This window comes from Saccharobesus litoralis, from assembly GCF_003063625.1.
Classification (GTDB): domain Bacteria; phylum Pseudomonadota; class Gammaproteobacteria; order Enterobacterales; family Alteromonadaceae; genus Saccharobesus; species Saccharobesus litoralis.
In genome coordinates this window covers 5,439,986-5,451,750 of record NZ_CP026604.1, presented here as the reverse complement: position 1 = coordinate 5,451,750, position 11,765 = coordinate 5,439,986, and the positions used below count along the sequence as shown (strand labels likewise).

Below are 11,765 nucleotides of genomic sequence, written 5' to 3'. Positions count from 1 at the left end.
TCTAAATTCACGAATTGCTATCAATGTTGATTAATCTCGTACTAAAGTGCGAGTTTAGTCGTTGATTTGTTCACTCTTTCATTCCTAATTGAGATTTGTTCGCTAAAATTTATCTAAGTATTAGATATGACGATTAAGGCCGTTAAGTGAATAAATTACCTTTAGAGCATCACCTTGCTAATGTTAGTCCCATTGTTATGGGGTGTATGGGATTAGGCGGGGGTTGGGATAATAATCCTATTGCAACAGCCCAGATTCAGCAGGCTCACACTGTGATCGATACTTGCTTGGAGCAAGGTATTAATTTGTTTGATCACGCTGATATTTATACGCTTGGCAAAGCCGAACAAGTTTTTGGTCAAGTTTTGGCTGAGCGTGGTGACTTAAGGCAGCAGATTTTTATCCAATCCAAATGTGGTATTCGTATTGGCAATGACGATATCGTCGGCCAGTATGATTTTTCCAAAAATTATATTTTGCAGCAAGCAGATAGCATTTTAGCGCGTTTAAATACTGATTACATAGATTGCTTGTTACTACACAGACCCGATTGTTTGATGGATATTGACGAAGTAGCACAAGCGCTAACTGAGCTGAAAAACAGTGGCAAGGTGCGTTTTTTCGGGGTATCGAATATGGACCGCTATCAAATGGAATGGTTGCAATCCGCGTTGGATTTCCCATTAGTTGCCAATCAATTGGAACTGAGCTTAAGTAAATTGGATTGGTTAAACCAAGGTGTGGAGGTGAATGTTAATACTAGCCCATTTGCCAGTGGTACTTTGCAATACTGTCAACAACATAAGGTGCAAATACAGGCTTGGGGATGCCTCAGTCAAGGCTTGTTTACAGGGCGAGATATTAGTCAGCAGTCGTTGTCAGTGCAAAATACCGCACTGTATGTCGCGCAACTTGCTACCTTGTATCAAGCATCGAAGGAAGCCATTGTTCTAGCTTGGTTAATGCGCCACCCTGCAGGTATTCAACCTGTTATAGGTACGACTAACCCTAGTCGTATTGCTGCCTGCGTAGAGGCGACACAAATCGAATTGTCTCGAGAAGAATGGTACAAACTATACGTAATGGCGCGCGGTCAGGCGTTACCTTAAACTAAGGACAGTAATGAAATTGCAATTTAATCAAGTACAAGAATTGGCGAAAGCGCTTATTGAAGAAGCGCAACAACAAAAAGTTAGTATTGCCTTTGCCATTAGTGACACCTCAGGTGAGTTGTTGGGCTTTAATAAAATGGATGGGGTGAGCTCTATGGCTGCAAATTTAGCGATAGCCAAAGCTTATACCGCAGCAAGGGAAGGGCAGGCAACATTGGATATGGGACAATGGGCTCGAGAAAATCAACGGGATGTAGGTTACTGGGCGGATCCCAATGTCACTTTATTTGCTGGTGGTGTGCCAATCAAAGTGGATGGTATTGTAATCGGTGCGCTTGGTATTAGTGGTTTAGCAGAAGAAGATGATCATAAATTAGCAGAGCAGGTGATCGCTTTGACTATATTTGCTTAGAGCAAGGATAGAGCAAAGGTAGAGCAAGAGTTTAGGGCTTACGCATTGCAAAACGTAAGCCCTTATTTATAGTCTTCTCGCTCAGGTCTTATGGTTCATTGTCAGCGCTTACTCACCCCAATCACATAATAGAGCATATGCTCATGGGGATTCGAAGCTTGACGGCTTCCCCTAAAACCTGATCGCTTTGACTATATCAACTGTTTGCCGTTACTTTTGTTAAGGTATTTGCTGGTGGTTATTTTTGGTAAATAACGAATCGATGAGCTAACGGATTTTTATCGTCGACTTGCCCTTCAATACGCTCAATTTCCTGCCAAGCTTTATCATTAAGAAACTCAGGGAAATACGTATCACCTTCGATATCTGCGTCTACATAGGTAACATATAGCTTGTTGGCTTTAGCTAAAAACGCTTCATATACTTTGCCGCCGCCAATGATCATCACTTCCTCGACATCACCAGCCGCTTGAATAGCAGCTTCCAATGTATTGACTAAAACAACATCTGGGTGCGGTTTTTCATCACGAGTACTAACCACTATATTGGTGCGCCCAGGTAATGGTCGACCGATAGATTCAAAGGTATTACGCCCCATGATAACGGGTTTGCCGAGTGTCGTGCGTTTAAAAAACTGTAAATCAGCAGGTAAGTGCCAAAGTAGTTGATTATCTTTTCCTATGGCTCTGTCCGCCGTCATTGCGGCTATCATTGAGATTATCATTATGTATTCCTAGCTTGATTAACGCTTGTACTCAACTTCCACATCGTAATCGTCTTCGTCCCAGTCGTCATCCCAATCATCATCCTCTTCGGCCATGACTTCATCATGATAGGACTGCCATTTGAATTCGACGGTTTCGTCAACTTCTTGCTCTTCTTCTTTAATTGGGTTGGCTTCTAACCAAGTTGCGATTTGATTGACTAGTTCTTGGGTGCCTTGCTGACCAACTGAAGATATTGTGAAGTGTTCACCTTGCCAATCTAAGCCATCTAAAATAGCTTGTTTACACTCAGCTAAATCTTCTTCTAGCATAAGATCCGCTTTGCTGAACACCAGCCAAATCGGTTTATTGGCTAAGGCTTCACTGTATTTTTCTAACTCGCCTAAAATGGCTTTAGCATTTTCTACCGGATCGGATTGATCGGCAGGTTCAACATCAACTAGGTGTAATAAGACACGACAGCGCTCTAAATGTTTTAAAAAGCGAATACCTAAGCCAGCACCTTCTGATGCACCTTCTATCAAACCAGGAATATCAGCAATAACAAAGCTAGAGCCCGCTTTAGCACGTACAACGCCGAGATTCGGTACTAATGTGGTAAAAGGGTAGTCGGCTATTTTGGGCTTGGCTGCCGATACAGTACTAATAAAGGTTGATTTACCTGCATTAGGCATACCCAACAAACCCACATCGGCAAGCAAGAGCAATTCTAGCTTTAAATTACGTACGTCACCTGCTGTGCCATTGGATTTTTGCCGAGGTGCACGGTTAACACTACTTTTGAAACGGGTGTTGCCTAAGCCATGAAAGCCGCCTTTAGCAACCATTAGCTTTTGCTTATGCTTAGTTAAGTCGCCAATCAATTCGCCAGTGTCGACATCGGTTGCACGTGTACCGACTGGGACTTTAAGCTCTAAATCTTTGCCGCGTTTACCGGTACAATTTTTGGCATGGCCATTTTCACCGCGCTCAGCGTTGTGAAAACGTTCGAATCGGTAATCAATTAACGTGTTGAGGTTTTCATCGGCAACTAAAAACACGTGGCCGCCATCGCCACCGTCGCCGCCATCAGGACCACCATTGGGTACATATTTTTCACGGCGAAAACTGACAGTACCATTACCACCATCACCAGCTTCTACGCGTATTTCTGCTTCATCAACAAATTTCATGATTAAACCTATTTAACTCGGTATTCGGGCTTTTTTGTTTGGGCTCTTACTAGCTGGGTTGGTTACTAGACTAACCTTAACTTACAGCAGTAATCACGTTCAGGGAGAAATAAATTCTGCCCTATAGTTAGTATAGTGCAGAGCACAAATAAAAAAGCCTCGCAGTGCGAGGCTTTCAAATTCTTCAGTTGGTCTGAAAATTAAGCAGCTTCGATAGAAACATACTTACGATTTTGAGGACCTTTAACTTCGAACTTCACTTTACCGTCTGATTTTGCGAATAAAGTGTGGTCACGACCAATACCTACGTTGTCACCAGCGTGGAAACGAGTACCACGTTGACGAACTAAGATGTTACCGGCTAATACTGATTCACCACCGAAACGCTTAACACCTAAGCGTTTGCTTTCTGAATCACGACCATTTCGAGTACTACCTGCTGCCTTTTTATGTGCCATTTGGTTAGACTCCTATTAAGCGTTAATACCAGTGATTTTCACTTCTGTGAACCACTGACGATGACCTTGTTGTTTACGAGAATGCTTACGACGTCTGAATTTAACGATCTTAATCTTCTCGCCACGACCATGAGAAACTACTTCAGCTGTGACCTTGCTACCTTCAACATAAGGTGCACCGATTTTGATATCTTCGCCATTTGAAACAAGCAATACATTGTCAAACTCAAGAGTTGAACCCGCTTCAGCTTCAATTTTTTCAAGGCGAACAGTTTGGCCTGCAGCTACACGGTGCTGTTTACCACCACTTTGGAAAACCGCGTACATACTAAACTCCGCTACGCTTTGCGTATAAATCTTTAAAATTAGGGCGCGAATTCTAAGTGAAACTCCAATCGATCGCAAGCAGATCATTAAAAAAAATTGACGGTTTTATGATCAATATAAGCCATAGCGAATTTGAGTAGGATTTAACAAGGATAAATAGTAAGATCTGCGGGCGATATATCGGTCTCAATTAAAATGTTCAGTTTGGCGCTAAGTAATTAAGTTATAGCTGTCTTTTTCTTCCAGCTTATTCATAAACTTAATTTTTAGCTAAGCTAAATTACCGGCCGTTAAAGATAGATTAAAAATAGATAAATATAATGCAACTTTCTGAAGTTAGAGCGTTAGCAGACAAAGATATGCTAGCGGTCAATCAAATCATAGGTCAGCAACTCGACAGCGATGTCGTCTTAATCCAGCAATTGGGTTTTTACATTGTTAATAGTGGTGGTAAGCGAGTTAGACCTCTTGTTACTGCTTTGGCTGCCCGAGCTATTGGTTATGAGGGTGATAAACACCTTACCTTAGCTGCCATCATCGAATTTATTCATACCGCAACTTTGTTACACGACGATGTGGTTGATGCTTCGACAATGCGTCGCGGTAAAGAAACCGCTAATGCCTTGTTCGGTAATGAAGCCTCGGTGTTAGTGGGTGACTTCCTCTATACGCGTTCATTTCAAATGATGGTGTCGTTAGAACGCATGAAAATTATGCAAGTATTAGCGGATGCTACCAATGTGATTGCCGAAGGTGAAGTGCAGCAGTTGATGAATTGTAACGATCCAGATACGACTGAAGAGTCTTATATGGAAGTGATATACAGTAAAACCGCTAAATTGTTTGAAGCGGCAACTCAGTTAACTGCCGTGATCGCCGATGAGCCAGACACTATCGAACATGCATTAAAAGAATACGGTCGTTACCTAGGTACAGCCTTTCAGTTAGCCGATGATTTGTTGGATTATGAAGGTGACAGTGAAACCATCGGCAAAAACGTTGGTGATGATCTAGCTGAAGGTAAACCAACATTGCCCCTTATTCATGCCATTGCTAATGGTAATCCAGAGCAAGCCAGTTATATTCGTGATGTCATCGAGAATGGCGCTGGTTTGGATAAGCTAGAGCAGGTGTTGTCTATAATCAACGAAACAGGTTCATTAGCGTATACAAGAGATAAAGCCGAATTGCATGCCAAAATGGCTGTAGATGCGTTACAGAACCTACCAGCTAGTGATTATAGAACTGCGTTGGAAAGTTTAGCTTGGTTGGCTGTTCGACGCGACAGTTAAGCTAACTATAGTCTTCTCGCTCAGGTCTTATGGTTCATTGTCAGCGCTTATCTCGACTTTGGCTCCTGCGTCGTCCTACTACCTAAATCCCTTTAGGCAGCCCCAATCACATAATAGAGCATATGCTCATGGGGTCTCGAAGCTTGCCTGCATGGATGCAGGTAAGGGGCGTTAGCAGGACGCGGTAGCTTTGACGGCTTTGCTTACATGGATGTAAGTACTTAGCGTGAGCAGGATGCGGAAGCTGCCCCTAAAACCTGATCGCTTTGACTATATCATGTGCAGCAGCTATAAAAAAACCGCTCATTGAGCGGTTTTTTTATTCTGGCTATTCAGGGTTAAGCAGAGTCAACCCTGAACCAAAGTTTTCAATTACTGAGCGTTGATAAAATCAACACCTTCTTGAATGTCTTTGTTTAATGTAGCAAGCATGTCATCTTTAGCTTTTTGCTCGAAAGCACTTAACTCGCCGTAAGGTAAAATTTCTTCTACACCGTTTTTACCTAAACGTACAGGGTGAGCAAAGTAAGCTGCGTCGCCGCCTTCAACTTCAACGTATGCATAATCAACAACTTCTTCACCTTGCAAGCCTTTAACTAAAGACATACAGAAGCGAGCTGCCGCCGCACCCATAGATAAAGTAGCTGAACCGCCACCTGCTTTAGCATTAACAACTTCAGTACCTGCGTTTTGGATACGTGGAGTTAATGAAGCAACTTCTTCTTCAGAGAAAGATACACCTTCAACTTGTGATAATAAAGGAAGGATAGTTGTACCTGAGTGACCACCGATGACTGGAACTTTAACTTCAGCAACGTTTAAGCCTTTTAATTCAGCAACGAAAGTTTCTGAACGTAAAACGTCTAATGAAGTGACACCGAATACACGGTTTTTATCGTAAGTACCGGCTTTTTTGAATACTTCAGCAACGATTGGCACAGTACCATTTACTGGGTTTGTGATCACACCAACTAAAGCTTTAGGACAGTTACGAACGATGCCTTCAGCTAATGTTTTGATGATACCTGCGTTTACCGCGAATAAATCAGCACGATCCATACCTGGTTTACGAGGCATACCCGCTGGAATTAAAACAATGTCACAGCCTGCTAATGCCGCGTCTAAATCGTCGGCACCAAAACCTTCTACTTTAACCGCAGTAGGGATGTGGCTTAAATCTACAGCAACACCAGGAACTACAGGTGCAACGTCGTACAAAGATAATTCTGAACCTGCTGGTAATTGCGTTTTTAATAATAAAGATAACGCTTGGCCGATACCGCCAGCTGCGCCAAGAACTGCAACTTTCATGTTATTTCTCCATCGGTGAAATAGTGATTAGTTAGATTTATGGGCGTACCATAGAGTAATGATCGCGCAAAAGACAATAACTAAGGGTGATGTTATAGATTCACTCTCGTTATGTTTTGCCTATCCACGCCGGATTAATCAAATTAATGGTCGGCGTAGATCGACTATCTGTAAAAACTGGCCAAAATTTTAGCACAGCAATATGAATAAGTTAAAAGCCGCTGAGCCTTAATTAGATATAAAAACTATTAATAGGATCTTAAGCTCTCATAGATTATTTAGTGCTTGAGCGCCCCATCCGTTAATGACGTTAATTCGTCTGGCGTGAATACATAATCAGTTAGGCAGTATTCACAAGTCACTTTAATTTCGCCCTGTTCATCTAAAATCGACTTTACTTCAGCCACATTAATACTCGCTATGGCGTTAAAGGTTTTTTCTTTTGAACAGCCACAAACAAAATTTACGGCTGTTGGCGAAAATAGTTGTACGTTTTCTTCATGATATAAACGATATAAAACATCTTGAGCTTGCAGGTTAAAAATCTCTTCGTCTGTCATGGTCGATGTTAAGGTAACCAAGTGTTCAAACTTGTCTAAATCTTCTTGCGATTTATCTGATGTTGCTTGGGTCGGTAACATTTGCAATAGAATGCCAGCCGCTTGTTCTGATTCTACATCGGTAAATAAGCGAATAGAGGTGGCTAGCTGTTCAGATTGTTCAAAGTATTTTTCTAAACATTCGGCTAAGGTTTCGTGTTCCAAGGCTACTATCCCCTGATAACGCTCGCCTTTAGTTGGAGTGATAGTGATAACTAGATAACCTTGGCCAACTACATCAGATAAGCGTGTTGAGCTGGGAGCTTGCTCATAACGTGCTACCCCGCGCAGTTCTAGTTGATTATTACCGTTGATTGCTATGTATTTAACTGGACCATCACCTTGCAATTGAACCGTAATATCCCCTTCAAATTTAAGTGTCGCTGTGAGCAAACTGGTTGCTGTTAATAATTCACCTAAAATTTGTTTAATTGTTGCAGGGTAGTTGTGGTTGGTTAGTACACTTTGGTAGCTATTTTTAAGTTGCACTATTTCGCCACGAACGTGGGCGTCTTCAAATAAATATCTGTGGAGTTGATCTTGGTTTTGCATCAATTAAACCTTTTTTGTCTGGAGCGTATTCAATACGCAATTTGGCAATGCCTTTTATAGGTTCTGTTGTTTAATATTCAACAGTTGGCGACGTTGTTTTTTATCTGGCTTAGCTTCCGGATGCGGATTGACGTTGATCGCCATTTTTCGCTCTAACGCTCGTTGTTGGCGTTTTTCTTGGCTTGCCGTGGTTTCTTTATACAAAAGTTGAGCCTCAGGAGCGCCGCGCCTTTGTTCTGATATTTTCTCTATTACAACTGTTTTTTCATCAAAACCTTGGGCTATGGTAATTTCTGCACCTAACTCAACAATTTTACTTGGCTTAGTTCGTTGGCCATTATACCTAACTTTGCCGCCTTGGATCATGTCGCGAGCTAAGCCGCGAGTTTTATAAAAACGCGCCGCCCACAACCATTTATCAATTCGAACGCTGGATTCTTGTTCCGATTGTCTTTTCGTTGTCATAAATACCACTTAAATTTTGAACCTTTGGCAACTAAGTCTTTCAAATAGAAAAAAATTAGCTGATTTCGCTATTTTAAACTGATTTTGACTTGTTGATAACAACCTATATACGTAATATGACGCTCTTTATGAGCCGAAATTGATTAGGCTAGTCTTCATTCTGCTATTTTATTTCAGTAAAACTAAGTCAAACAAGCGGATTCGAAAGTAAAGAATTTGAGTAGTTAAAAGAGAAAACATGACACTGGATGCCCAGCTGCTGAGCCTGCTACATAAAACCAAACTAAATAAATTGCTGCTTACTGAAGGCAATAAGCTTGATCATGTCAAACTGAGCCGTACTGTGCAGTTTATTCTTGTCATTATTATAGTTTGGTTGTTATCACAATTAACTTGGCAATTATTAACCCCTGCTGCGAAACCAAATGCGCCAACGGTAGTCGTAAATAGTCAAACGGGTTCGACGAGCAAAGCGAGTGTAGCGCGCTTAGTTAAAATGAATTTATTTGGTGATTTTAATGCCGTTGTTGAAGAACCAGTCGTTAAAGAGGTTGAAGTTGCTCCGGTTACGTCACTAAATTTAAAGTTAACGGGTGTGGTTTCAAGCTCAGACCCTTCTCGTGCTGCGGCCATTATTGAGCGCAGTGGTACACAAACTACCTATGGTGTTGGCGAGAAAATAGATGGTACCCAAGCTGTTGTGCGAGAAGTGTATGAAGACCGAATTATATTAGAGCAGCGTAATAAGCGTGAAACTCTGATGTTAGAAGGGGCCGATTATACGGTACAAACCTCGAGTGCAACACGAACAGCAACACCGAGTAGAGCAGACCGTAAAAGTACAGCTAAACGTATTGATCCTAAACATGCTAAGTTGCTTGAAGAACAAAGAGAGGCATTTTTGGCAGACCCAGGAAAAATTAGTGATTATATAAAAGCAGCGCCATTTAAGCGCAATGGTCAGCTAGTCGGTTATAAAATCCGCCCGGGTAAAAAAGCAGAATTATTTAAAGCCTTTGGCTTACGCAATGGCGACATTGCAATAGAAATTAACGGATATGATCTCACCGATTTATCGCAAGCCATGTTGGCCATGCAAGAGCTGCGCTCTGCAACGGAAGCAACATTAATGGTAGAACGTAATGGTGAGATGGTTGAAACCCATTTTTCACTTAACTAAAGATCAGTTAAAAGAGAGTATCAGGTAAAACCTGAGCGTGCGTATGACAAGAACAATCTTAAAAAAATTAGGTATCTTTTCTTCAGCAAGTCTATTGGCGTGTTTGTCTGCAATGTCGAGTGTATCGGCAGCAGATTATTCGCCAAACTTCAAAGGAACTGATCTCAACGAGTTTATCAATATAGTCGGTAAAAACCTTAAAAAGACCATCATTGTTGACCCCAATGTGCGTGGCAAGGTTAATGTCCGTAGCTATGACTTGTTAAATGAAGAGCAATATTTCCAGTTTTTCCTCAATGTGCTTGAAGTTTACGGTTACGCTGTGATTGAAATGCCCAACGGTGTGCTTAAAGTAAAACGGGATAAAGACGCCAAAACCTCGGCAATACCTGTTGTTGATACCGATGTAAATACCGGCGACACCATGGTAACTCGGGTTGTGCCAGTATTTAACGTATCGGTAAAAGAGTTATCGCCTTTACTGCGTCAGTTAAACGACCAAGCTGGTGGTGGTAACGTAGTTCACTATGATCCATCTAACGTTATTATGATTACAGGCCGCTCGGCGGTGGTGAATCGCTTGGTTGAAATTATCAAACGAGTTGATAAAGCCGGTGACCAAGATGTTGAAATTATTAAGCTACAATTTGCCTCTGCTGCTGAATTAGTACGCATTATTGAAGCTATGATGAAGAGTAAATCGGGTAAAGACACCACGCCAGATTACTTAATTCCCAAAATTGTTGCAGATGAACGTACCAATAGCATTATTGTTAGTGGTGAGTTAAAAGCACGAGCCAGAATTACCCGTCTTATTAGTCAGCTAGATAGTGAATTAGAAACTAGCGGTAATACCAAGGTTATTTACCTTAAATACGCTAAAGCAGAAGATTTAGTTAAAGTATTAAAAGGTGTTAGTGCCTCGTTGAAAGCCGAAGAAAAGGGCTCTAGCAAGTCATCTTCGTCTCGTTCAAGCAGTAGTAGTCGAGATATTAGTATCGAAGCGCATGAAGACAGTAACTCGTTAGTTATTACTGCCCAACCAGATATGATGCGCTCGCTTGAAAGTGTTATTCGCCAGCTAGATGTACGTCGTGCGCAAGTACAAGTCGAAGCGATTATTGTCGAGGTATTCGATACTGATGGCTTAAACTTGGGTGTGCAATGGGGTAGTGAAGAAGGCGGCGTAGTGCAGTTTAGTAATGGTGCTAATGCGCCAATCGGTGCGTTAGCCGCAGCAGCTTATCAAGCAACACCACGTGAAGGTAAAACCACTATTCAGCTTGATAGTAAAGGTGACCCAGTTACCAATACCGAGCCAGATGAATTAGGTGATGTTTCGGCGTTGGCGGGTTTACTTGGTGGCTTAAATGGTATGGCTGTTGGTGTGGTTAAAGACGGCTGGGGAGCGGTTTTACAAGCTGTTTCGACTTCAACTAATTCAAATATTTTGGCGACGCCAAGTTTGACCACCATGGATAACGAAGAAGCTTCGGTTGTGGTTGGTCAAGAAGTACCAACCATTACAGGCTCTACCTCTAGCTCGTCTAACTCTAATCCTTTCCAAACGGTTGATCGTAAAGAAGTTGGTATTAAGTTAAAAGTGACACCGCAAATTAATGAAGGTACCGGTGTACAAATGGTTATTGAGCAAGAAGTATCGAGCGTGGCCGGCGCGACGTCTGCAGTTGATGTGACCTTTAACAAGCGCGAAATTAAAACCACGGTTATGGCTGATGATGGCAGTACGATTGTGCTTGGTGGTTTGATTGATGAAGATGTGCAAAAAAGCGTATCGAAAGTGCCATTGTTAGGCGATATTCCATTAATTGGTGAGCTATTCAAATCAACCTCTAATACTAAGCGTAAACGTAACTTATTGGTTTTCATTCGCCCAACTATTATTCGTACCGGTATGGTGCAAAATCAAATTAGCCACAGTAAATATAACTTTATGCGTGCCCAGCAAATTGAGCGTAAGGAAGATAGTAGCTGGTACGAGGTTGACTACAGCTCAAGCATTCCGGTATTACCAGAATGGAAAGACAAAGACGCGTTGCCTCCTAAGTTTGAAAACTACTTAAACGAGCAAGAGAAATTTAAGCAAGATACCAAGAAAGATAAAGAGTAACTGGTAGCGCACTATGTCCGAACTATCTA

The 11,765-nt window shown here is 41.8% G+C and carries 12 protein-coding genes; 5 read left to right on the top strand and 7 right to left on the bottom strand.

Going from position 1 to position 11,765, the window contains the following annotated elements; all coding sequences use genetic code 11:
• The first annotated feature begins 146 nt into the window (after window positions 1-146).
• Both C2869_RS20895 and C2869_RS20890 read left to right on the top strand, forming a co-directional pair.
• Complete coding sequence (locus C2869_RS20895; RefSeq protein ID WP_199915605.1) at window positions 147-1,109, top strand: aldo/keto reductase; 963 nt, start codon at window positions 147-149, stop codon at window positions 1,107-1,109.
• Window positions 1,110-1,122: 13 nt separating this feature from the next.
• Window positions 1,123-1,524, top strand: coding sequence for a GlcG/HbpS family heme-binding protein (locus C2869_RS20890; RefSeq protein WP_108604753.1), 402 nt, complete (start codon window positions 1,123-1,125; stop codon window positions 1,522-1,524).
• Between the two features lie 238 nt (window positions 1,525-1,762).
• Here the strand turns inward: C2869_RS20890 and folA are convergent, their stop codons facing one another.
• The 4 genes from folA to rplU all read right to left on the bottom strand — a co-directional run bounded on the left by folA (window position 1,763) and on the right by rplU (window position 4,206).
• Complete coding sequence (gene folA, locus C2869_RS20885) at window positions 1,763-2,248, bottom strand: type 3 dihydrofolate reductase (protein ID WP_108604752.1); 486 nt, start codon at window positions 2,246-2,248, stop codon at window positions 1,763-1,765.
• 18 nt (window positions 2,249-2,266) lie between these two features.
• Complete coding sequence (cgtA, locus tag C2869_RS20880; protein ID WP_108604751.1) at window positions 2,267-3,421, bottom strand: Obg family GTPase CgtA; 1,155 nt, start codon at window positions 3,419-3,421, stop codon at window positions 2,267-2,269.
• Window positions 3,422-3,621: 200 nt separating this feature from the next.
• Window positions 3,622-3,879: a 50S ribosomal protein L27 gene (rpmA, locus tag C2869_RS20875; RefSeq protein WP_108604750.1), complete on the bottom strand. Its 258-nt coding sequence runs from the start codon at window positions 3,877-3,879 to the stop codon at window positions 3,622-3,624.
• A gap of 15 nt (window positions 3,880-3,894) precedes the next feature.
• Window positions 3,895-4,206, bottom strand: coding sequence for a 50S ribosomal protein L21 (rplU, locus tag C2869_RS20870; RefSeq protein WP_108604749.1), 312 nt, complete (start codon window positions 4,204-4,206; stop codon window positions 3,895-3,897).
• 320 nt (window positions 4,207-4,526) lie between these two features.
• Between rplU and ispB the strand changes: the two genes are divergently transcribed.
• Window positions 4,527-5,498 carry an octaprenyl diphosphate synthase gene (ispB, locus tag C2869_RS20865; protein ID WP_108604748.1) on the top strand — a complete coding sequence of 324 codons (972 nt, stop codon included), beginning with the start codon at window positions 4,527-4,529 and terminating at the stop codon, window positions 5,496-5,498.
• A gap of 372 nt (window positions 5,499-5,870) precedes the next feature.
• Here the strand turns inward: ispB and mdh are convergent, their stop codons facing one another.
• From mdh to hslR, 3 genes are all read right to left on the bottom strand, one after another.
• The gene (mdh, locus tag C2869_RS20860) at window positions 5,871-6,809 is read right to left on the bottom strand and encodes a malate dehydrogenase (RefSeq protein WP_108604747.1); all 939 of its coding nucleotides are present in this window, start codon (window positions 6,807-6,809) and stop codon (window positions 5,871-5,873) included.
• Window positions 6,810-7,087: 278 nt separating this feature from the next.
• Window positions 7,088-7,960 (bottom strand): Hsp33 family molecular chaperone HslO, encoded by an 873-nt coding sequence (gene hslO / locus C2869_RS20855; RefSeq protein WP_108604746.1) that lies wholly within the window; start codon window positions 7,958-7,960, stop codon window positions 7,088-7,090.
• A 54-nt stretch (window positions 7,961-8,014) separates the two neighbouring features.
• On the bottom strand, window positions 8,015-8,425 hold the full coding sequence (gene hslR, locus C2869_RS20850) for a ribosome-associated heat shock protein Hsp15 (RefSeq protein WP_108604745.1): 411 nt from the start codon (window positions 8,423-8,425) through the stop codon (window positions 8,015-8,017).
• A 238-nt stretch (window positions 8,426-8,663) separates the two neighbouring features.
• Between hslR and gspC the strand changes: the two genes are divergently transcribed.
• Both gspC and gspD read left to right on the top strand, forming a co-directional pair.
• On the top strand, window positions 8,664-9,605 hold the full coding sequence (gene gspC / locus C2869_RS20845) for a type II secretion system protein GspC (protein ID WP_108604744.1): 942 nt from the start codon (window positions 8,664-8,666) through the stop codon (window positions 9,603-9,605).
• 43 nt (window positions 9,606-9,648) lie between these two features.
• Complete coding sequence (gspD, locus tag C2869_RS20840) at window positions 9,649-11,736, top strand: type II secretion system secretin GspD (RefSeq protein WP_108604743.1); 2,088 nt, start codon at window positions 9,649-9,651, stop codon at window positions 11,734-11,736.
• Window positions 11,737-11,765: the final 29 nt, after the last annotated feature.